This window comes from Plantactinospora sp. ZYX-F-223 (assembly GCF_039649625.1).
In the GTDB taxonomy this organism is placed as follows: Bacteria; Actinomycetota; Actinomycetes; order Mycobacteriales; family Micromonosporaceae; genus Plantactinospora.
The window spans coordinates 23,950-45,202 of sequence record NZ_JBDJAV010000061.1 but is presented as its reverse complement, the minus strand read 5'-3'; the positions used below and the strand labels follow the sequence as shown (position 1 = coordinate 45,202).

Here is a 21,253-nt window from a genome sequence, read left to right as displayed (position 1 = left end):
GATTTACCAGACCTCGAAAATGAGCCGGCCACACGACCCAGCGGCGCCCGCTCGGCTCAGCACGCTGGAGGTGCGATGACGGAGGCTCATGAAGGCGAGAAGTCTGAGACAAGGTCGACCAGTAGGGGTGAAGCCATCCCCACCTACCAACTCAACGACGTCTTCAAACGGAGTGGCACACCCACGGTGACCTTTGTGGAGCCTTCGGACTTCTCGCTGTTCCGCATGGCGCTGCGGCAACCCGGTCTAGGGATCGTGATCGAGGGACCATCCGGGACCGGCAAGAGCACCTATTTGCAGCAGGCAGTTCAGATGGAACGTGCCCAAGGTCGCGAAATCGTCGTACTGAGCGCCCGGAAACGAGACGACCTCGAACGAATACGCGCACTGCCGGCGATGTTGGGGTCGGGCATTGTGGCGGTTGATGACTTTCATCGACTGTCTCCCGAAGTGCAAGCATCTCTGACTCACTACCTCAAACTCCTCGCCGACGAGGAGTCAGCCGATCATCGACTGATCATTGCGGGGATTCCAGGAACCGGTCGTCGTTTGGTCGACGTTGCGTCCGATCTGGCCACCCGGATACAGCTTTTCGTCCTGCGCAAAGTGGGAGGGGATCTCGTCTTACGTATGATCCGCAAGGGCGAGGCGGCACTAAATGTCTCTTTTGACGAGGCGGAGCGGATCGTCGAATTGGCGGGGGGCAGCTTAAGTACTGCTCAGATGCTGTGCTGGTTCCTGGCAACACAGAATGACATCGTCGAAACTCAGCCGACGCCCACTCGTGTCGTCCACGGTCTCGAGGACGCACTAAGTCACCTCGAATTTGCGTTGCGCATGAAGTACCAGAAGGCGGTTGAGGCGTTCGCGTCTCTGGACGGCGAACGGCATCAGGCATGTATAGAGTTGCTGCTGAGGTTGAGTTCAACTGATGGGGTGTTGCACCTCGACGAAGTGGCCGGTCATCAACCCGAGTTGGCGATCGCGATCGAGGCCCACCTACTCCAGAGGTTCCCTGTCGGCTTCGATGACGAAGTCTTGGGTGAGCACCTCTACCTTGACGTGCGCTCGCGGCAGTTGGTTGTGGAAGACCCGCAGTTCTTGATCTACCTGCGGCAGCAGCGGCGCGATGAACTTGCCCGGGCGGTAGGCAAGAGAACCCTCGGGCGACGCAATCAAGTGTTTATTAGTTATAGTCATCGGGACGCCGACTGGCTGGATCGACTCAAAATACATTTGAGTCCACTGATCCGCAAGGGAATCGTTGACGTGTGGGCAGACACCCGACTCAACCCGGGTGAGCTGTGGCGAGAGGAACTGGAAGCGGCGCTCTCTCGCGCCAGGGCAGCGATCCTGATCGTAACGGCCGATTTCTTCGCGTCATCCTTCGTGCAGGAGGTCGAGTTGCCGAACCTGCTGGAGGCGGCACGCCTGGATGGATGCCAAGTCCTCCCCTTGATAATCAAGCCGAGCTACTTCCCCTATTCAGAAATTGGTCAGTTCCAAGCGTTCAACGACGCTGGGCGACCACTGAGCGGGCTTACCGAACACCATCAAGAACAGGTTCTCGCTACGGTAGCCACGTCGCTGGTCCATCTGCTCTCCGAAGCCGCTCCGCCGACCTGACGGCAAGGCAGGGACGCGGAAAAGGCCGACCATTCCGGCTACGAGCCGGGCGCTGGCGCCGGTCTCCAGGCCAGGCACCGGATACAGGAAGTGCGCACTAATTTGAGCCCACTCAGGTCAGAATGTGGCGATCGGGTTGACCGGGCTGCCGGACGTACCGGCGAAGCGGACCGGCGCGACCGCGAGGTGGAAGTCCCACTGGCCGAGCTCGGCAGCCGTCGTCGCGCACACCTCCAGGTCGCAGTTGTCGAGCAGCCACAGACCCATCGCGACGAGGCTGACGGCGTGAAGCGGCATCAACACCTCTTCGTACCCCGACGGCTGAACGTCCTGGGGGGTGTCAGCGCCGATCAGCGCGACCTCCCGTTCATGCAGCCACGGCAGGCAGGACGCGTGCCAGCCGGCCTGCGTGAAACCGCTGGCCGGACCGGCCTCGTGCCGGACGCGGCCATGGCCGGTCCGCAGCAGTACCGCATCGCCGGATCGCACCCGCACACCCTGCCGACGCTCGGCCTCCTCGAGATCGTCGGGAAACACGGCCTGCCCCGGTTCCAACCACGGCACATCACGGACCCTCGCAATGTCCAGCAGGACACCACGCGTGATGATCCCGTTCGCCGCCGCCGTGACGGCCGCCCACCCCGATCCCGTCGTGGCGTCGACCAACGAGTGCGACCGCCCGTTATACATCATGCCGTCCCAGAAGATGTGGCACGGCGAGTCGACGTGGGTGACGGTGTTGCCGTGGAACGTGATGCCGAGCCGCTCGGACGAAAAGCCCCAGCGCCGATCGGCGCGGAATCCGGGCAGCGGCATGTCCTCGGCACCCGGCATGTCGGCGGCGCAGGGGCACGTCGTCGTCGACCGCTCCATCTCTTCCGGTACGGCAACCTCCCATGCGCACGACACGCTCCTGCCGTGGCGCACGGCCCGCGCCGCCGCCAGCCGGACGTCGTCGGTAATGTGGTTCAGCGTCCCGAGCTCGTCGTCGTCGCCCCACCGTCCCCAGTTCGACAGCGTGTTGAAGTACCCGAGCACGTCGTCCTGGGTGGGCATCGGTCGCCCTGCCGTCATCCCAGCATCGACTCCTCCGGTCACGCGTTTCGAGGCACCGCAGGCAGGGTATCCCGCCCTCTCCTCGACATGCCACGGTCCGCCGAACTGGCATGACACCAGAACGCGACCTGCAGACCGTGGAACAGCGCCGGGTGTAGCTCAACGACAGTCGCGGCGGCTCGGAAGAGGTCGTGCTTGTCAGCCCAGCAAACCGTGCCCGAGTCTTCCGGTACTGGCGGGCGCGGCGAAAGCCACCTCGTCGTTCGACATCTGTCCCGCCCGACGGTTCGCTGTCCAGCTAACGGCCGGGGCCGACCGGTGTTATCCCCGCCTCGGAGAGCCACTGCAGGGCCAGGTCCGCATCCGAGGTACGCATCCCGTGGAGTGTGCACGCGTCCAGGGTGAATCTCCACCAAATAGCGAGGTCCCTCGCGAGACCCGCTGACTCGATGCAGATCGGGCTACGTCGCTGTCATGATTCCTGATCCAACCACTCCTTGTCGGCAAGGTCAGCCATCTGCACATGTCGCCGACCGTGCGCGCAGGCAGACGACGAGTCGTCACGTTCGGTGTCCGGCGCCCCGCGGTGTCCGGCATCCTGAACTGCCGAGATGAGGATGCCGTTTCCCTGTCAGGTTGTGAGGACGGTGACAGCTGTCCGGAGGTGACGACGCAGCGTGTCGTCCCGCCAGACGTAATCCGCGTTGCCGTGGCGGACTACCCGTTCGTCGCGCTCGGCTAGCTCGACGAGGCCGGGTACGGCCGTGACCGCACGCATGTCGACGAGCAGCGTCACCGCGTCGGGCCGGCCATCGGATTTCGCGATTGCCGCCAGCAACGCCTCGACCAGCTCGCCTGGGGGCGTGCCGAGTCGCCACAGTGCGCGTGCCGCGTCCGGCTTGCTCCACCAGTTGCCGCTGGTGAGCAGGTGCCACAGGCCGGGGGCGAGGTTCGCGCCGGCCGGGGCAAGGGCTGCGGCGAGTCGGGCGGCGGCGTCGCTGCCCCGGTCGCTGTCGAGAACGGCGGCCACGGTCGGCAACGCCTGCGCCGGGTCGCCGGTGGCGCGCCACAGCATCTCGGCGAGTGCGATCCGTTCGTGAGGATCGGTACGCGTCGTGTCGGCCAACCAAGCCCGCAGGTGGGGTACCAAAGGTGCCAGGTCGGTCCCGGCGTCAGCGGCGAGCCGAAGGTCCCATGCGAGGCCGTGACGGTACCGCGTGAGGTGGGTGACGACGGCGCCGACAAGTGGGGCGGCGTCGCCGGTAAGGCGCCAGACGGCGTGTCCTGCGCGGATGTCACCGTCGACGGCGCGGTCGCGCAGCGCCGGCACGGCCGGTAGCGCTGCCGGTCCGATCGCCGCCAGGGCACCTGCTGCAACACCGGATGCGTGTTCGTACGCGGCGAGGATCTCCGGAACCGCGTCACTGGCTGCCGGTCCCCACGTGTGCAGAAGCTGAACCAGGTCGATCGGCGCATTGGGGGGCCCATCCGCCGTGGCGGCGGTCAGAAGGCTGTGCCGCTCGTTGCGGGGTGTGGTGCAGTGCACGGTCAGGCGTCGCCGGACCATGGCAAGAACATCCTGGTCGAAGGCCGGTGGGTGATCTTCGAATAGGTCGACGGCGTACGGGTCGCGGCCGGTCGACCAGACGGCCATGGCCGGTTCCTTCCAGCGGGGGTCACCGAGCCGAACAAGGACGGTGAGTGCGGTTTCCGCTGCCCAACGGCCCCGCTCGTCGGCCGTTGCGGCCGTGGCTGCGTCGCCGGCGATCGTGGCCAGGCGATCGGCGACCGCCGCCGCGGAAAAGCCGGCCGCATCGGCCGCGTCGACCGCGGCCGCGCGAACCTTGTTGTCCGGATCGGCCAGCAGCCGCGCGAGCTGGTCCATCAGCGCGGTTGACGCGGATCGCGACACCCTGAACCGATGCTCCAGGCCGACGGCGGCACCATGTCGAGCGGACGGGGCAGATCGGGCGAGCAGCGCGTCGGTCAGCGCTGCGACGCTGTCGGCATCGAGCAGCCGCGCGAGGTCCCGCGGCGGCTGTCCCGCCACCTCTTCCTGCCACGGTCCTCGCCAGAACTCGCCGTGGTCGCATGCCGCCGCCACCGCCTTCACATCGTCGGCGCCCATTGGTAGCCCGGCCCTCGCGAAGGCGAACGCCGCCGCCTGCGGCACGGGAAACGGCTCCGCCAGGGCCGCGCGCAGCAGATCGGCCGACGGGGCCGTCTCGTGAAGCACCATGCCGAGCAGCAGCGAGGCCCGGACCGTCGGCGTGGGCTCCACCGCCCAGCGTGTCCGCAGTGCCGCCGCATGGTGTGGACCGCTGCGGGCGAGGGCGTAGGCGGTGGCCTCTCTGACCTGCGGATCCGGGTCGTCGAGGCCGGGTAGCAGCGTGTCGCTCAGGGCGGCGACAGCGGCATGGACGGACGGTTGCGCTTCCCCGTTGGTCTGGTCCGGATCACACAGCTGCCCGATGGTGGACAGCAGCTCGGCTCGGCCGTGGACGCCGGGCCGACCGGCCAACTCCACGAGAAACGGCACCGCAAGGACAGTCGCCGGGTAGACGGTGCCCTGGTGGTGGAGGCTGGAATAGAACTCGAACCGGCCGTCGGCTGCGGTCTGCGGGTCCGTCGACGCGATGGCCCGGAGGATGTCGGGTGTCTCGGTCGCCGGTCCGTAGGCACCCTCATAGTCCGCCCAGTCGATCGCATCCCATCCCTTGATCACGGCGGCACCGTAACGGGCACCTCCGACATTTACCGTAGATGTCCGCAGCGTCGAAGGTCGGAACAGCAGAAGCCGGTATCACGGCCCCGAAGATCCGGTGCACGGATCTGCCGCCGAACGGGCGCGGTGACACCGTCGCCTACAAGTCGTACAGAGTGACGGCTCCGGCTGGCGTGTGGCGCACGGTCATGCCGTCGAGCTCGCGCCGTCATGGCGGGCGTCGTCCTGACTTGCCGAAGGGCTCCGGCCTCAGCCTCTACTGTCTGGCCGGCGGCGTGAGACGCGCTGCTCGGTACGCCGCCGCCACGATGGCATTGTCTGGTTCGGCCCACACGATCTCGAAGAAGTTGTCTTCCGGATCGGCGACGTACGCGGACCGGCCAGGAAAGAACTCAGCATTCGTCGGTTTCTTTGTGATGCGCCCTCCGGCAGCTCCGAACTGATCCGCAAGGCGATCGACTTCGGCCGCCTGACGCACGACGATGCCAATGGTGAACCGGATACCGCCGCGGCCGAGTTCCTGGTCGCCGCGTCCATCGGCGGCGAGCTTCTCCGCCGGGAACAACGCTAGGACTGCTCCGTGCAGCTGGAAGGCGGCGAAGTCGGCATCGTCGACAACCTGCGGAAATCCGAGGGACCGATAGAAGTCGCGCTGCCGCCCCAGATCACGAACGCCCAATGTGAAGACATTGGCCAGTAGCGTCTGCGGCGCGCCCAGACCTGAATCGTTCATCGCCCGATGATAATCCAACAGGCCCAAGGACAGGCGGTCAAGACCGCTGCGAGGACGCGCCCGACAGGTCGGCGGCTCCTGGCGAGCGGAGCTGTCTGATGAAGCTGCCGCACCGCCCACCGCAACGCAAGATCGAGATCATCGCGGCGCAGTACTCGATGTGAAGCTGACCGAACTCGACGGTCGTCACGTCGTGGTCGTCAGCCGGTGAGGACAGCAGCGTGCATGTCTGGGACCTCGCCACCCGGCTCCTAGTCGGAGCGCCCTACCGGCGCCACCGACACTACCGTCAACTGCCTGGCAATCGGCCTTGACCGACGCCGGCACCGCTACCTCCCAGGCGATGGCAGCCGACCGCATCCGGATCAGGCGCCGACGACGTGCGCCACCACCAGCCGGAGCCGTCACGCCCCGTGGCCGACCTCCGACGTCGCCGACGTCCGGAACTTGCCGATGAGCGTGCAGGCGAGCGACTACCCGACTGATCATGCCTCGACGGCACCGGGCATCCTGAACACTGAACCTTTTTCAACCTCCCCTTGCGGTGCGGTGGACCGCAAGGTCAGACGCGGTGCGCGAGCGCCGCGTGGTTCAGGTTGAAAAAGGTTCACTGTGAGCGATGGATGCATTCGGTTGATCCCAACCGACCCGGGCTGGCAGCCCACGCCCGAGGCCGCAGCCGCTGCCGTTGCCTACGTGGCGAGCTTGTTCTCAGGGCTCGGTGACGCTGTCGAAGATGTAAGGCCGAAGTTCTACGACCGGGTGACCCTGATCGACGCCGGCGAGTACACCACCCAGATCACGTGCCCACGCTGCGACGGCGATATCGGCTTGCCATGGCTCGGCGAGCTGGTCAGGGAAGTTGGCCAGAGCTTCGACCACTTGGACGTGACAGTGCCCTGCTGCTGTGCCGTGGTCACGCTGGATAGCCTGCGCTACGAGGAGCCGATTGGCTTTGCGCGGTTCGAAGTAAGTGCCATGAACCCGACTCGGGCGAACTACGAACTCGATGCCGAGGAACTTGCCAGGGTGGCTGATCTTCTCGGCCACCCTGTCGCGCAGGTCCTCGCTCACTACTGAGTAGCGCACGCCGTGGGGGCAAGTTGATGCCTGTATGGGCTCGCCAAGAGCGGATGCACTGATCTAGCCGCGATTCGCGCAGCGCCCGACGGCGGGGCTGTCAGCGCCCGTACGACGAGTCGGGCAGGAGCAGCTCGAAGGCCGGCCCCGGACGGGACGGTCGCCAACCGGCAGCCAGGGCCTGGCGGACGCATACCGCCACCGTGCCGGGCAAGACCGGCTGGCTCGGTAAATCCGAGGCAGTTGCTGGGATGATCGCAAGGCAGCGATGCCACCATCAGGGCGCCTGACTGCTCCGCACTCTCGACAACGAAGGTCAGCGGCGACCAGCCGAGGGCTTGACAGTAGGTCGGTCTGCGCCGGACCGACCAGCGGTACGTCACGCCGTCCACCGTGATCTTCCGAGAACCCTTGATCGCCAGCGTCATTCGCCCCCTGTCGATCTCGGTCATCCGGTGGCGAGCACCGTAGCGAGAACCCGATGGCGCCGCTATCGATCCGGCGTAGCTCGGTGCTGCGCGGTGCCACGCACGACATTGACCGTCGCTGAGCAACGTGTCCCAGCGCTGCTGGCCGCGGGACCCGTAACCGGCTCGGCCAAATGTGCCTCAGTGGGTGTTTGAGAAGGAGCACGTCGGACTCGGCGTGTGGCTGATGGTCGTGGATGCCTCGTTGCCCTCGGCATGCCCCGCAAGCGTCGGTACCCGTCCGATCCGACCACCGCCCAGTGGCGTCACATCACCGGGCTGCTCCCGCCACCGCGCCCAGGCGGCCGGCCACCAGCCTTCGACTCGGAGATCTACAAGCAGCGTCATGCCGTGGAGTGCGGCATCAACCGCCTCAAGCGCCACCGCGCCGTGGCCACCCGGTTCGACAAACTCGCGGTCCGTTACGAAGCCACCGTCCACCTCGCCGCCATCAACGAGTGGCTGTGACCGACTTCGACACACGCCCTAGTTGGCGGATTCGGTGGACCTTGGTGTCTGGAGCCGGCGATGGACTCGGGGTCGGCGAGGTGACGGGTAGGTTCGCGGTCGACGAGGAAGCCCTTCTGCAACTCGGCTGTTGCCGCAGCGATCAGTGGCAGGAGCACGAGCACGTCGTCGTGCCAGGCGAGCCGGTTCGCCAGGGCCATGTCCTCAAAATGCCGGCTCGCGCATCCCCGCCGCGGCGTGGCCTCGGTACCTCCCCGCAATTCCTCGTTCCGCCCGGGGCCCTGCTGACCACCGCAAGCCGCCGGCCGTCAACCGTGGTTGACACCGGCGGTCCTGTCAACATAGGTTGACAGGACCGCCGGGGGCGGCGATTCGCCGGCGCGGCGGACGATGCTCGGCCACCGGTCACAACCCAGCACAGTGGACTGGTCATCGATCGACCAAGAGGAATCCGCCGATGAGCACAACCACCCTTATCCCCGCAGCCACACCTCCCGCGCGGCAGCCGAGCCGGACGACGAAGGCTCTGCTCCTCTGCGGCGCCGTCGCCGGTCCGCTGTTCGCCCTGGCGTTCCTGATCGAGGGCGCCGCCCGCGACGGTTACGACCCGTTGCGGCATCCGGTCAGTTCACTCGCCATCGGCCCCCACGGCTGGACCCAGACGGCCAACTTCCTCCTGTGTGGCCTGCTCACCCTGGCCTTCGCCGTCGGGGTACGGCGGGCACTCCGGCCAGGCAGGGCGGCGACCTGGGGACCACTGCTGATCGGAGTCTGGGCGATCGGCCTACTCGGCGCGGGCGTATTCGTCGCCGACCCGGTCAGCGGCTATCCGCCCGGGACTCCGGACACGCTGCCCCAGTACACCACCTCCGGCGCGCTGCACGACGGGTTTGCCCTGTTCGCGTTCCCCGCGCTGGTGGCCGCCTGCTTCGTCTTCACCCGCAGATTCACCGAGCAACGCCAGCACGGGTGGGCGATCTATTCCGCACTCACCGGTCTCGCCTTCCTGGCCGGAGACATCCTCGCCAGCGCCGGCTTCAGCCAGACCGCCGGCCTGGTCGACCTCGCCGGGCTATATCAACGCATCACCGTCATCATCGGCCTGCTCTGGCTCACCCTGCTCGCCATGCACCTCCGGAGCCAGCTCTCCAAGGCCACCCATCGCCGCGCGACCAGGTGAGCAGGTTCGCCGACTGGCCACCTTCACCCGGACTCTGGCCAACTCCCGTGCCAACTTGAGGTGGACCGGACACCACTGTCCCGTCCAGGTGATGGTGACGAGTGGGGCTAGAACTGGGCTCCGCCAGAGGCCGCGTCCGGTACGGCCGGCAGCGTCATCACGCCGAACATTCTCAACCGACCGGCAACCCATCGATACCCAACGCGCCAACTACATCTGGACGCCGCCAGATCATCCGCCACGTTGATCTAAACTCCGCCATCTTCAACTGCACAGGACATGTGTCCGATCCGGCTCAAGGTTGCGACTGGCCGGCGGGCTGACCAGCGCTTCGCAGGGTAGGTCTGACCTGCCTGCCTGGAGAGTTGGTCAGATATACCTTGCGGATTCAGTGGATTTTGGTGGCCCGAGATGGCGGTGGAGCGCGAGTTGGCGCTGTCGAGGTCGGCCAGCGCGTGGGCGGTGCGGGCGATTCGGCGGACCGCGCTCTCTGCCGTAGCCCGGTCCGAGTGGCCGGTGGCGTTGTCGATGTGCCGAACTAGTTCTACCGGCCCACCGCCCCGTCGAATTGCTCGCGCAGGATGTCGGCGTGCCCGGCATGCCGCGCGGTCTCCTCGATCATGTGTACGAGCAGCCAGCGCATGGACGGCGGCGTGGTCTCCCGAAGGGACCGGATGCCTGGTCGGTCCAGGTCGGTACAGGCGGCGAGAATCGCGTTGCTGCGGTCCACCGCTGCCCGGTACGCGGCGAGCAGCTCGGCTGCGGGTTCAGTGGCCGGCGCCTGGTCGTCCCACTTCGGCACATCCTCACCGGCGTACGCCCACACAAACCAGTTGAGCTCGGTGGCGGTGAGGTGCTTCACCAGCCAGAGCAGACTCGTACCGGAAGCAACCCCCGGCCTGCGGGCCTGTTCGTCAGGGACGCCGGCCACCTTGGCCGCCACCGCCTCGCGTAGGTAGTCGAGGAACGCCGTCAGCGTGGTTCGCTCGTCGGCGTTGATGCCGGGCGGGCGGATGTCGCCTCGGGATTGGGGGTCTGCCACGGCGTCATGGTACTGAGTGAGTCTTTGAAGAGGGGTACGTCGGACTCGGCGTGCGGCCGATGACCGTGGATGCCTCGTTGCCCTTGGCATGCCCCGTAAGCGTCGGTATCCCTCCGATCTGACCAACGCCCAGTGGCGTCACATCGCTGGCCTGCTCCCACCACCCCGGCCCGGTGGCCGGCCAGAGAAACACTCCCGCCGGGCGATCGTGGACGCGATCCTCTACGTCGTGCGTACCGGCTGCTCCTGGCGGCAACTCCCGGCCGACTTCCCGCCATGGCAGACCGTCTACTGGTACTTCGTCCGCTGGGAACAGGACGAGGTCACCCAGCGCATCCTGGACCACCTCCGTGAACAGGTCCGCCTCCAGCAGGGCCGCAACCGGCAACCGTCCGCCGGGATCATCGACTCGCAGAGCGTCAAGGCCGCCGACACCGTGGGCCGGGACAGCCGAGGCTACGACGCCGGCAAGAACATCAACGGCCGCAAACGGTCCATCGTCACCGACACCCTCGGCCTCATCCTCGTCGTCATGGTCTGCGCCGCCAGCGTCCAGGACCGCGACGGCGCCAAGACCACCCCGCTCAGCCTCTACCTCACCACACCGGTCCGGTACGTCCTCGCCGACGCCGGCTTCGCCGGCCGCCTCGTCGACTGGGCCACCCGAATCCTGACCACCACCCTGCACATCGTCCGCAAACCACCAGGCCAGAAGGGCTTCGTCCTGATCCCCCGACCGTGGCCGGTCGAGCGGACCTTGTGCGCCGCGAGGCGCCCTGTTGTATCCCCGGTTCAGCCGGGAGGGACTTGGAGGGATGTCAAGCCCCGGCTCCTCGCGGATGTCTGCGAGGTCTGCCAGCAACCGGCCACTGTGGAATTCCACCACGTCCGCAAGCTCGCCGACCTCGGCCGACCCGGGCCACTTCAGCCCCAGTGGACCAGGCCATGGCCAACAGGCGACGCAAGACCCTCGTGGTCTGCGCCTCCTGCCACGGCCACATCCACACCGGGCAGCCAGCCACACCGCTCACGCAGTAGTCACTGGAGAGCCGGACGATCGGGAAACCATCAAATCCGGTTCGGCGGGAGGCCGCGCGGAAAAGGACCAGCCCGACGGCTGGCACCTCGCTGCGCGGCCGACCCATCCGCCTGGCTCACCGCCCACCGCCGACTCGCCCGCGACTACGAACGCGACCCCGCCACCTCGGAGGCGATGATCCGCTGGGCCGCGATCAACACCATGACCCGCCGCCTCACCGAGGCGCATCCACCACCCGCCAACAACGCCGTACCTACCGCCAGCAGCCCGCATAGCCCTTCTCAAACACTCACTCACACACCACTGAACCCTTTTCAATCCCCATGCGGTTCCGGCGGACCGCAAGGTCGGACGCGGTGCGTGAGCGCCGCGGTCCAGGTTGAAAAAGGTTCACTGAAGCACCTCCACCGCCGTTCGCGGGATCAGAATGCCGCCGCTGCATCCGCACAGCCCCGACACCGCCGCCTGCATGGCAGCAGGCATCCGACGTCACATCGGACGCATACCGCGCGTACGACGTTGCCGACGAGAGTGCCACTCGGTCTTTTCGTCTCTTCGCGGCATCGTGGCCCTGGAACGTTGCGCGCTGCCGGGGTCAGGAGCGGCGCGGGTGACACAGCAAGCGACCATGGGAGGGTGACCGACGCCGTATCGTCCTCCTTGACTGCTGTGATCGACCTCATCGATGGATACATGCATCGAGTGCTGAAGGGCAGAGAAGATCCGGTGGGGGTCGTCGAGGAGCTGAAGTGTGCGCTGGTCGAGCTGCTCCTCACGGACGACGTGGGGAATGCCGGCGCGCTGTACAGCATCTACGCAGACTTGTCGGACATCGTCGACGGCTACCCGTTCCACTACGACGATGGCACCGAGATGATCGCCCAACGGGAGATTCGCGACGCTGCCTGGGACTGGTTGAGCATTCCGCGCAGTGCCGACGGGATGAAGACCTACGTCGACCGCTGGGCTGCGAGAATCGCAGCCTTACCGACGACCGACGGAGGACGGCCATTCCGCGGCAACTCTGGTCGGCTGGAAGGCGAATAGCACCTGGCAACTGCGACCCCGGTCAGTCTCGCCGCGCGGCCGGAATCGCATCCGCATCTGCCGCCGTCCGAGTGTGACAGCCGTCGGACGGCGCGTTCGAGCCGGTCCGCTCACGCGGGGCCGTCGAGATAGCCGACGTCCGTGGAGCCCGACGCGACGCGGACGCGATACCCCCAGTGCCGTAGGACCTGTGCGATCTTCGCGGTGCCGGCCGGGTTGGCGGAGTGGACGTTGATGACGCCGACGTCAAAGGGGCGCTGGTCGAAGGCGGCCTGTTCCAGGACCTCCACGACCGGCCAGATCGTGTCGTCCCCGCCTAGGTCGTGGTCCAGCCACAGCTCGTCCAGGCGCCGGTCCCGGTACCGATCGAGGAGTTCAACTCCGGCGGCGCTGGTGCGGGCTACCTCGGCGCTACGGCCATCCACGAACGAACGAAGGTCATCGACCAGTGCGATCGTTCGGCGGGCATCCACGTGACAATGATCCCTGGCGGCATCATGATCCGACATCCGGATTTGCCGCTGACCGCTTGTTACACACGGTTGCAGCGGGTCGGTCCGATTGGCGCGGTTATCGCCGAGGAGCGGCTGGCCAGCAGCCAGCAAGATCATCAGGAGCCCCGGGGTGATACCGTCCCCCGATGCCGATCAAGCCCGTGACGGGTATGACACCGTTGCCGCTCGACAGCCCGGACGATGTCGCGGCGCTTGTGGAACTCCTCCAACGGCCCGATTCGGACACCAGAGGGCTCGGTGACCATCTCGCCTTCCTCGCGGGCACGCGACCGGAGTTGTTCCGGCCGTACCAAGAGGCAGTCATCACCGGCATGCTGGATCGGTTCGACGTCAGCTTCGCGGACCAGTGCCTGCTGTTGGGTGGAGCACCTGATCAATGCGTGGAGCACCTGACGCAAAGGCTACGTAGTGACCGGTCGTTCGGTGACGCGTGGGCACTCGCCGCGATCGGCACCGCTGCCGCCCTGACCGCGGTCGCGGAGGACGTGCGCAACGGCGGAGATCGCGAGGAGTATGAGCTCTCCGGAATTTGGGTGCCCGCCACCGGACCAGCACAGTACCGGTTCTCGCCACAGCGGCGCGCGGTGTGGCTGCAGCCGATCAACGAACCGGGAAAACTCGCTGCCGTGGATCACCCGGTAGGGCTGCCGGTCGAAGAGGTAGCGCAGAACCCCTCGGCCACCCCGATCTCCTGGCACTACCTGTCATTGCGCCACGCAGACGTGCCGGGCCTGCCACCCTGGCCGGCCAACCGTGTCCACCTCGTCGGAACACGAGCTACCTGCATGTGGACTCTCCACGCAGGCATCGACGACTACGGCCGCTACCGCAGCGCGGCCGTCACGTTCGACCAGCCGCCCGCCGCCGAGGAAGAGGAGACCTATCGCTCGCTGGAGGTCCCCGGCTTTGGGCTGGCCTCGGTGGAACTGCGGCCCTACGACGCGGACCTCGTCTACTGCAACGGCCACATCCAGCTCACGCCGGGCGTCGTCGGCACTGCCGGCGGTCCACCGATCGGGCTCTACGCGAATCCGTCCTGCCCCTCCTGCGGACGGTTGATGTTCCACGTCGTCTCGGTCGAGAACCGGATCCGCGAGTACGGCGACGGCTGGCGCAGCCTTTTCATCTGCGAGGACTGCCACACGGTGTCCTGCAACGCCACAGGATGGAACTGACCGCACACCCCGCCATCAGCACCGCGCGTCGGAAATCCGAGCCGCCCACCACCGGAAGACAACGCGACGATGTGCCGAGCATCCCGACCCGCTAAGCGGCCAACAGATCACGGTCGCCAAGACCGCGGGATCAGGTACACGCTCACTGCGCAGACTCTTCCTGTCGGCGGTCTCGTCGGGCACCGTGTCTGGTGCCGGCGGTGTCGGGTCGTCGGCGCACCTGGTCCCCACCGGGCCACCGCCTTGCGCGCTTGACCCGTGAGAGGTCCGGCATGAGTTCCGCGGGGCCCGGTGATCCCAGGACACGTATGACTGGCGACAGGGCTAAGCGCCGTCGAGCGCCGATCAGTGAGCGATCGGCTTCCGCGTCCTGAGACCACCAGGTGCCCACCTGCTGCTGCAACAGCAAGAAAAACACCATAAGTGTCGAACACGACCCCCCGATGCGTCGACCAACCACGGGCGCCGACTGGGCCAGCACCGAACACGCCCTCGCGATTGTTGGCCCCGACGGTGGCGAGGTTGAACGGATGATCGTCGAGCACACCGCTACCGGGCTGCGGAAGCTGCTGCACTGCCTGCAGCAGACCGGTGTACTCGAGGTCGGTATCGAACGCCCCGACGGGGCCCGTCCTCGAGGCACTCCTCGAGGCAGGGCGCACGGTCTTCGTGATTGCCCCGCACCAGATCAAGCACCTGCGCCGCCGCTACGGCGCAGCCGGTAACAAGGACGACCGCTTCGACGCCGACGTCCTGGCCGACACCGTCCGCACCGATCACCACCGCTTGCGTCCCCTCACCTCGACTCTCCCGCGACAGTCACGTTGCGGATGACCGTCCCCGCTCGCAAGGACCTCATCGCCGCCCGTTCGTGGGATGCCGGCGGTACCTTTCTGGCCGCGGTGGCGCTCGGTCTCGGCAACCTCGACGGTGACGGGTTGTGGGTTCGGTCAGGCCACCGTCTACCAGGCCGGGCCACCGTCTACCAGGACGTCCACGGGTTACCAGGACGTCCACTGCCGGTGCGACGCGGCGCGGACGATCTGGTTGGATCGGCAATCATGCAGATGGTGGAACGCCCATGGGGGATCACCGCGTTCGGCGCGGCGAGTGTGAAAGCCGTCCCGGATCTCGTACGGGTGCGGTTCAAGGTCGTGCGTGTGGAGCAAACCCCGAACGCCGCGTTCGAAGCGGCCCGCGCCGCCGTACGGGCCGTGCGTGGCGCGCTACGGGCGCACGGGATCAGCGACGCGGCGGTCGAGGGCTCGCGGTTGGACCTCAAGACCGCTACCGAGTACGTGGACGGCACCCGCAAGTTCGTCGGCTACCAGTGCCAAGCTGCCTTCGCCGTCGAGTCTCGCGCGCTGGACGACGTTGAGCCGCTGCTCGTCGATGTCGTCGCGGCCGGCGCCAACGAGATCGAGGGCGTCGACTTCGATGTCGTCGCCAAGCGCGAACTGCGGGCCGAGGCCCGGCGCAAGGCGGTCGCCGCAGCCCGCGCGAAGGCCGACCTTTACGCCGAAGCGGCCGGCGTCCGCGTCGGCGCGGTCCTGCACGTCGAGGACGTCGACCCGGAACAGCCCGGCACTGCCCGCTACCGCAGCCACGCCGAGGCTGCCGCCACCACAGCCCAGGACCTCGCCCCGGGCCACATCGTCGTGTCTGCTGCCGTGATCCTCGGCTACGCCGTGGCCCGCGACTGAAATCTTCGCTGACCGCCCCGCCCGGTTGGGAGTGTCGAACTGGTCGGCCGTTCGACGCCGGCTCGAACGACGTGTCACATCGTGGCGGGGCGCCGGGGTAGGGCGGCGTCCGCGGGACCGCCGCCTGCCGTCCTCCCCGAGCGGCCCTGCGACCGGGTGGCGACAGAAGAGGTACGGCCCAATACCCTCTCGACGTGATCTCCACCTGCCTGAGTGCGGTGCGCCGGGTGTGCCGCTGCTGTTTGGCCTGCCGGTTCCGGAAGCGCGTGATGCCGCCGACCACGGGGAGATTGCACTCGGCGGCTGCATCGTCGGGGACGAGCCGCCCAGTTGGCAGTGCCCGCGGAAGCACCGCTGGCGCGACAGCGACGAGAAGGCGTGGCATGAACTACTACTCGCCGTGCTGGAGGCGCACGGGTACAGCGAGGCCGACTACGAGCCCTGAGAAGCCGCGCACCGTCTGAAAGAGTGAAGGGACAAGAGCATTGCCAGGAAAGCAGTGCTCACGTCCAGGCGTACGGGTGTATCGCCGCAACCCGGCTGGCCGCCTGCCGAGGAAGTCGAGCATCCGGCCGACCTGCTCGTGCGGCGCGGCGAGGAGATCCTCGTACCGTACGTCGAGCCACTGGCCGGCCGGGTGCCGCAGCTTGGCCTGCCCGAACGCGTCCATCACCACCGGGCCGGTCGGGTACGACCCCGCCGGACCGGTCGGCCGGGCCGGTCCCGGGGTGGTACCGGTCCCCGCCGGCCGCGGCGATCGGCCCCGTCCCGTCGGAGGGTGCCGGACCGGCCTCGGCGTCCTGATCGACGAAGTGGTTCAGCACGCGCAGCCGGTCCGGATAGACGCCAGCGCGACGCAGCACGTCGGCGAGGAACCGACTCGGGCTGACGAACAGCCGAACCGGGTCGTACGCCTTGACGGTGCGGTGCAGCCAGGACTCGGCCGCGAGCAGCCCGCTGCGGGACAGCGACCCGTGCTTGCAGCGGCGCCGCGCCGCCTGGAGCGGACCACCCTCGACGCAGGCCTGGCACGGCCGGCCCCGATCGAGCAGATCGATAGCTGGGGCAGGCCAGTTTGTAGTCGTGCAGGGTCAGCACGCAGGGCACTCCAGCGGCACGTGCGGCGGCGAGCACCGACGGGGAGAGCTGGGGCAGGCGCCGGCCAGTCGGAGGAGTAGACGTTGTAGTCCACGGAGTACGGCGTAGAGCGTCGGGCGAAACCGGCTCGCGGTGCGCCGCAAGGAGCGGTGTCAGAGCGAGCCGGCCGCCATTTCCTCGATGACGCAGGCGGCGGCGCCCCGGGCCCAGTCGTGGAACGTGTGTGCGGTGAGCACGATCTCGCAGTCGATGGCCGCACCGAACGCGTGCTCGCCGAAGGTGCTGCGGAGGCGGTCGGCGTACAGGTCGTACTCGGTGACGCCTTCGCCGGCGATGATGACCAGCTCTGGGCCGACGAGGTTGACCAGGGCGGCCAGCGCCGCGCCGATCGTGCTGCCGGCGGCCGCGAAAGCCTCCACCGCCGCCTTGTCGCCGTCGTGGGCGAGCGCGAAGACGTCGTCGATGGTCAGGTCGGCGCGACCGCTTACGGACCGGACCCGGTCGACGATGGCCTGGGTCGAGGCGACCGTCTCGACACATCCCCGCCGACCGCAGCTGCAGACGAGGGCCTCGGATGCGAGCGGGAGATGTCCGATCTCGCCGGAGACGCCGTGCGTGCCTTGCACGATGCGCCCGTTGAGGAACAGGCCGCAGCCGATGCCGGCGCCGATCGTCACGACGGCCAGCGAGGTGGCGTCGCGGCCAGCGCCGAAGAGGATCTCGGTGACGGTCAGCGCGCGGACGTCGTTCTCGACCGTAACGGGCGTGCTGGTGAGGGCCTCGATGCGCTCCTTGAGCTGTACGTTGCGCCAGCCGAGCAATGGGGAGTCGCGGACGGTGCCAGTGGTGCGGTCGACGTCTCCGGAGACGGCGACGCCGATGCCGTCGAGGCGGCCACCGGGCGAGTGGGCGCGTAGCTGCTGGATGAGCCGCTCCACCGCGGTCAGCACGTCGGCCAGGTCGGAGCTGGCGTTCGCGACCTCGACGTGGACGATCGGATCGGCGCCCAGGTTGGTGAGGACCGCGTAGCTGCGTTCGGCGGTTACCTTGACGCCGGCGATGAACGCCCGGTCTCGCGAGACGGCGAGCGGGTTGATGGGCCGACCGACGCCGGCCTCGGGCCGGGGCTGCTCGGCCTCGACGACGAACCCGGCGGCGATCAGCGGGGTGACGGCCTTGGTGACCGCCGCCTGGGACAGCCCGGTGGTGCGGGCAATGTCGACCCGCCCCACCGGCCCGTGCGTGAGGATGCGGCGGAACACCGCGACGGACGCCGGCGAACTGACCGGGATACGCGCGAAGTCCCTCATCCCTTGAGGCCACTCGAGGCGATGCCGGCAAAGAACTGCCGTTGCAGCGCGAGGAACAGGACGATCAACGGCAGTGACACGAGAAAGGATCCTGCCATGAGTGTCGGATAGTCGGTCGCGTACTGGCCCTGGAGGTTGGCCAGGCCGACCGGAAGGGTCATGTTCTCCTTGGACGAGGTGACCACGAGTGGCCAGAGCAGGTCGTTCCACGAATACAGCGAGGTGAGCAGGGCCAGCGCGGCGAGCGTCGGCCCGGCCATGGGCAGCATGATGCGCCAGAAGATCTGGAACGAGTTGGCGCCGTCGAGCCGCGCCGCCTCCTCGAACTCCGCCGGTATGCCGAGGAACGCTTGCCGGAGCAGGAACGTCCCGAACGCCGAGAACAGGCCCGGGATCGCGATCGCCGGCAGCGTGTCCAGCAGTTTCAGGTCCTTCATCAGGTCGAACTGGGCGATGAGGAACAGCTGGCTGGGCGCCATCAACATGATCAGGAACAGCGCGAAGAGGACGTTCCTGCCGGGGAAGTCGAAGCGGGCGAACCCGTACGCCGCGAGGGCCGAGACCAGCACCTGCCCGGCGACGCGCAGCACCAGCGCGGCGATCGAGACGACGAAGAGCCCGCCGACCGGCAGCGTGTCGAAGAAGCGGGTGAACGCCTCGACCTGCCACCCGGACGGCACGAACACCGGAGGTACGGCCCGCGACTCCGGGACCGTCTTGAAGGCCGTCAGCACCTGCCAGACGAACGGGAAGACCATCACGGCGGCCGCGAGTGCGAGCAGCACATGGACGACCCACGGGTCGCGGCGGCGGCGCACGGCGTTCTCAGCCATAGAAGACCCACTTCCTCTGGAGCCGGAACTGGATGGCGGTGATCGCCATGATGAGCATCAGCAGGACGATCGCGTTGGCCGCGCCGTAGCCCTGGTCGTACTCGACGAAGGCCTTCTGGAAGAACCGGTACACGACGGTCTGCGTCCCGATCTCCGCGGTGGAGCCACGGCCGATCATCACGTAGATGAGGTCGAACATCTGCAGGGACGAGATGACCGACAGGATGGAGACGAAGAAGATGCTCGGCGACAGCAGCGGCAGCGTGACTGAGAAGAACTGCCGCACCCGACCGGCTCCGTCCATGGCAGACGCCTCCAGCAGCTCCTTCGGGATGCCGCGCAGGCCCGCGCCGAGGATGATGATATTGGTGCCCAGACTCATCCAGATGCCCACCACGGACACCGCGTAGATCGCCACGTCCGGGTCGGCGACCCAGTTCGGTCCGTCGATGCCGACCAGGCCGAGCGCCTGGTTGAGCACCCCGAACTCGCCGTTGTAGATGTACCGCCACACCATGCCGATGGCGACCGGCAGCGTGACCACGGGCAGAAAGAACAGCACGCGGTAGAGGTTGCCGAAGCGGCGGACCGAGTGGATGAGCGTGGCGACGACGACGGCGATCGGGATGCCGAGCAGCACGATCACCGTGTAGACGGCGCTGTTGCGCAGCGCGCGCCAGAACTCGCCGTCGCCGGCCAGCTCCCGGTAATTGTCGAGGCCGGTGAACGTGCTGCCGCCGAACGGTCCGGTCTCGGACAGGCTCAGGTAGAACGTGTTCAACAGCGGCACGATGTAGAGCGCGAGCAGCCCGGCCAGCGCCGGCGCGACGTAGGCCAGGCCGATCCACGCGGCTCTGCGGTGAGGGCGGGCGGGACGCCTGGCGGCGCCACGCCCGCTGGTCGTGACGGTCATTCCTTGGCGAGCGCTTCGTTCATCTCGGCGGCCAGGCTGTTGGCCGCCTGCTGCACCGTCTGCTTGCCCTCCCAGGCGGGCGTGAGGTGGGTTTCCTCGAACTCGTTCCAGACGGCCGTGTTCGCCGAGACCGGGTAGACCACGCTGTCCGGCACCTGGTCCAGGAACGCCTTGAGGTTGAACTCCGGCATCGAGTCGACCCACGCCTGCTGGGTGTTCCGGTACGCCGGGATCACCGCGCCGGTGTCACCCTGGATCTTCGCGGCCTCCTCGCTGCCGAGGAACAGCAGCAGCTCGCGCAGCTGCTCCGGGTGCTTGGACTTGGCATACCCGACGTTCTGGATGCCGTTGATGACGGTGGCGCGCTTCTCGCCCTTCGGCAGAGCGGTGACGTCGATCTTCGAGCGGAGCGCGGCGTTCTCGTAGAAGCGAGTCGCGTAGAACGAGCCGCCGTAGTACATCGCCACCTTGCCGTTCTCGAACTGGGCGGTCGCGTCGGTGTCGGCGAACTGCTGCGGCGTCGGCGACTGTCCCTTCTGGACGAAGTCGATCCAGTACTGGATGCCGGCCTGGGTCTTCGGGTCGTCGTAGCCGGACTTCTTGCCGTCGGGAGAGACGACGTACCCGCCGGCCTGCGCGATGGTGTTGTAGAAGCCTTCCTGGCGGTTGAACGGCGCCGCGATGCCGTACACGCCGGTGTTCTTGTTGGTCAGCTTCGCTGCGGCCGCCTGGACGTCGGCCCAGGTCCACTCCGGGGTGGGGTACTTGACGCCGGCGGCGTCGAAGAGCTCCTTGTTGTACCAGAGCCCGATCGTGTCGAAGTCCTTGGGCAACCCGTAGTGCTTGCCGTTCAAAGTGAACAGGTCGACGAGTACCTTCGGATACACGCCCAGGTCGACGTTCGCCTTTTCGATGGCGTCGTCGAGCGGCAGTAGCTGCCCGTTCGACGCGTACGTCTGAAAGCGGTCGCCGAGCATCCAGAACGCGTCGGGGGCGGTGCTGCCCTGGGCGGCGACCTGGAGCTTGGTCCAGTAGTCGGTCCACGGGTTGACCTGGAGCTCGACCTGGATGTCCGGATGCTTCGCCTCGAACGCGTCGACGAGCTGCTGCATGGCGTCGTTCTGGCCCCACACCGCGTACGTCAGCGTGACCGGGCCGTCGTCGCCGCTTTCGGACGAGCATCCGGCCAGAAGCGCCGCGGCCAGTGCGGCCGCCAGCCATTTCCTCATCGGGTTACCTCTTC

At 67.4% G+C, this 21,253-nt stretch carries 18 protein-coding genes and 2 pseudogenes; 10 read left to right on the top strand and 10 right to left on the bottom strand.

From position 1 onward, the window contains the following. The coding region (locus tag AAH979_RS37745; protein WP_346262929.1) for a TIR domain-containing protein at nt 1–1,626 on the top strand (1,626 nt) is incomplete at its 5' end. Nucleotides 1,627–1,743: 117 nt separating this feature from the next. Here the strand turns inward: AAH979_RS37745 and AAH979_RS37740 are convergent. The 3 genes from AAH979_RS37740 to AAH979_RS37730 form a co-directional block, all read right to left on the bottom strand. Beyond that, a complete protein-coding gene (locus tag AAH979_RS37740) occupies nt 1,744–2,682 on the bottom strand; it encodes a cyclase family protein (protein WP_346262928.1) in 939 nt (312 codons plus the stop codon). Nucleotides 2,683–3,313: 631 nt separating this feature from the next. Further along, on the bottom strand, nt 3,314–5,407 hold the full coding sequence (locus AAH979_RS37735; RefSeq protein WP_346262927.1) for a hypothetical protein: 2,094 nt from the start codon (nt 5,405–5,407) through the stop codon (nt 3,314–3,316). 256 nt (nt 5,408–5,663) lie between these two features. Beyond that, complete coding sequence (locus AAH979_RS37730; protein WP_346262926.1) at nt 5,664–6,140, bottom strand: VOC family protein; 477 nt, start codon at nt 6,138–6,140, stop codon at nt 5,664–5,666. 633 nt (nt 6,141–6,773) lie between these two features. On the opposite strand from AAH979_RS37730, the gene AAH979_RS37725 reads away from it, so the two are divergent. The 3 genes and pseudogenes from AAH979_RS37725 to AAH979_RS37715 all read left to right on the top strand — a co-directional run bounded on the left by AAH979_RS37725 (nt 6,774) and on the right by AAH979_RS37715 (nt 9,335). Beyond that, nucleotides 6,774–7,220: a hypothetical protein gene (locus AAH979_RS37725; RefSeq protein ID WP_346262925.1), complete on the top strand. Its 447-nt coding sequence runs from the start codon at nt 6,774–6,776 to the stop codon at nt 7,218–7,220. 767 nt (nt 7,221–7,987) lie between these two features. Beyond that, nucleotides 7,988–8,155, top strand: a pseudogene (locus AAH979_RS37720) (transposase); the annotation flags it as partial. Between the two features lie 457 nt (nt 8,156–8,612). Beyond that, nucleotides 8,613–9,335 carry a DUF998 domain-containing protein gene (locus AAH979_RS37715; protein ID WP_346262924.1) on the top strand — a complete coding sequence of 241 codons (723 nt, stop codon included), beginning with the start codon at nt 8,613–8,615 and terminating at the stop codon, nt 9,333–9,335. A gap of 544 nt (nt 9,336–9,879) precedes the next feature. Here the strand turns inward: AAH979_RS37715 and AAH979_RS37710 are convergent. Continuing rightward, nucleotides 9,880–10,377: a DinB family protein gene (locus AAH979_RS37710; protein ID WP_346262923.1), complete on the bottom strand. Its 498-nt coding sequence runs from the start codon at nt 10,375–10,377 to the stop codon at nt 9,880–9,882. A gap of 4 nt (nt 10,378–10,381) precedes the next feature. Beyond that, nucleotides 10,382–11,239: a hypothetical protein gene (locus AAH979_RS37705; RefSeq protein ID WP_346262931.1), complete on the bottom strand. Its 858-nt coding sequence runs from the start codon at nt 11,237–11,239 to the stop codon at nt 10,382–10,384. A 276-nt stretch (nt 11,240–11,515) separates the two neighbouring features. On the opposite strand from AAH979_RS37705, the pseudogene AAH979_RS37700 reads away from it, so the two are divergent. Beyond that, a pseudogene (locus tag AAH979_RS37700) lies at nt 11,516–11,723 on the top strand (hypothetical protein); the annotation flags it as partial. A gap of 329 nt (nt 11,724–12,052) precedes the next feature. Beyond that, nucleotides 12,053–12,463, top strand: coding sequence for a hypothetical protein (locus AAH979_RS37695; protein WP_346262922.1), 411 nt, complete (start codon nt 12,053–12,055; stop codon nt 12,461–12,463). Between the two features lie 110 nt (nt 12,464–12,573). Here the strand turns inward: AAH979_RS37695 and AAH979_RS37690 are convergent, their stop codons facing one another. Further along, a complete protein-coding gene (locus AAH979_RS37690) occupies nt 12,574–12,936 on the bottom strand; it encodes a cyclic-phosphate processing receiver domain-containing protein (protein WP_346262930.1) in 363 nt (120 codons plus the stop codon). A gap of 167 nt (nt 12,937–13,103) precedes the next feature. Between AAH979_RS37690 and AAH979_RS37685 the strand changes: the two genes are divergently transcribed. From AAH979_RS37685 to AAH979_RS37670, 4 genes are all read left to right on the top strand, one after another. Further along, nucleotides 13,104–14,153 carry a hypothetical protein gene (locus tag AAH979_RS37685; RefSeq protein WP_346262921.1) on the top strand — a complete coding sequence of 350 codons (1,050 nt, stop codon included), beginning with the start codon at nt 13,104–13,106 and terminating at the stop codon, nt 14,151–14,153. Between the two features lie 591 nt (nt 14,154–14,744). After that, the gene (locus tag AAH979_RS37680) at nt 14,745–14,987 is read left to right on the top strand and encodes a transposase (protein ID WP_346262920.1); all 243 of its coding nucleotides are present in this window, start codon (nt 14,745–14,747) and stop codon (nt 14,985–14,987) included. After that, entirely contained in the window at nt 14,984–15,856 is an 873-nt protein-coding gene (locus AAH979_RS37675; protein ID WP_346262919.1) for an SIMPL domain-containing protein, read from the top strand. The genes AAH979_RS37680 and AAH979_RS37675 overlap by 4 nt, the downstream gene beginning before the upstream one ends. Before the next feature lie 229 nt (nt 15,857–16,085). After that, nucleotides 16,086–16,301: a hypothetical protein gene (locus AAH979_RS37670; protein ID WP_346262918.1), complete on the top strand. Its 216-nt coding sequence runs from the start codon at nt 16,086–16,088 to the stop codon at nt 16,299–16,301. A gap of 805 nt (nt 16,302–17,106) precedes the next feature. Here AAH979_RS37670 and AAH979_RS37665 read toward each other — a convergent pair. The 4 genes from AAH979_RS37665 to AAH979_RS37650 are packed head-to-tail and all read right to left on the bottom strand — an operon-like array spanning nt 17,107 to nt 21,239. After that, entirely contained in the window at nt 17,107–18,264 is a 1,158-nt protein-coding gene (locus AAH979_RS37665) for an ROK family transcriptional regulator (protein ID WP_346262917.1), read from the bottom strand. Continuing rightward, nucleotides 18,261–19,097 carry a carbohydrate ABC transporter permease gene (locus AAH979_RS37660; RefSeq protein ID WP_346262916.1) on the bottom strand — a complete coding sequence of 279 codons (837 nt, stop codon included), beginning with the start codon at nt 19,095–19,097 and terminating at the stop codon, nt 18,261–18,263. Before AAH979_RS37660 ends, AAH979_RS37665 begins: the two co-directional genes overlap by 4 nt. Then, nucleotides 19,090–20,010: a sugar ABC transporter permease gene (locus AAH979_RS37655; protein WP_346262915.1), complete on the bottom strand. Its 921-nt coding sequence runs from the start codon at nt 20,008–20,010 to the stop codon at nt 19,090–19,092. The genes AAH979_RS37660 and AAH979_RS37655 overlap by 8 nt, the downstream gene beginning before the upstream one ends. Continuing rightward, on the bottom strand, nt 20,007–21,239 hold the full coding sequence (locus AAH979_RS37650) for a sugar ABC transporter substrate-binding protein (RefSeq protein ID WP_346262914.1): 1,233 nt from the start codon (nt 21,237–21,239) through the stop codon (nt 20,007–20,009). Before AAH979_RS37650 ends, AAH979_RS37655 begins: the two co-directional genes overlap by 4 nt. Nucleotides 21,240–21,253 lie beyond the last annotated feature (14 nt).

Excerpts from the sequence above, each read along its gene's own strand:
- AAH979_RS37730 (WP_346262926.1), bottom strand. The coding sequence starts at position 6,140 with ATGAACGATTCAGGTCTGGGCGCGCCGCAGACGCTACTGGCCAATGTC.
- AAH979_RS37675 (WP_346262919.1), top strand. The coding sequence starts at position 14,984 with ATGACCGTCCCCGCTCGCAAGGACCTCATCGCCGCCCGTTCGTGGGAT.
- AAH979_RS37655 (WP_346262915.1), bottom strand. The coding sequence starts at position 20,010 with ATGACCGTCACGACCAGCGGGCGTGGCGCCGCCAGGCGTCCCGCCCGC.
- AAH979_RS37685 (WP_346262921.1), top strand. The coding sequence starts at position 13,104 with ATGCCGATCAAGCCCGTGACGGGTATGACACCGTTGCCGCTCGACAGC.
- AAH979_RS37665 (WP_346262917.1), bottom strand. The coding sequence starts at position 18,264 with ATGAGGGACTTCGCGCGTATCCCGGTCAGTTCGCCGGCGTCCGTCGCG.
- AAH979_RS37715 (WP_346262924.1), top strand. The coding sequence starts at position 8,613 with ATGAGCACAACCACCCTTATCCCCGCAGCCACACCTCCCGCGCGGCAG.
- AAH979_RS37740 (WP_346262928.1), bottom strand. The coding sequence starts at position 2,682 with ATGCCCACCCAGGACGACGTGCTCGGGTACTTCAACACGCTGTCGAAC.
- AAH979_RS37650 (WP_346262914.1), bottom strand. The coding sequence starts at position 21,239 with ATGAGGAAATGGCTGGCGGCCGCACTGGCCGCGGCGCTTCTGGCCGGA.
- AAH979_RS37660 (WP_346262916.1), bottom strand. The coding sequence starts at position 19,097 with ATGGCTGAGAACGCCGTGCGCCGCCGCCGCGACCCGTGGGTCGTCCAT.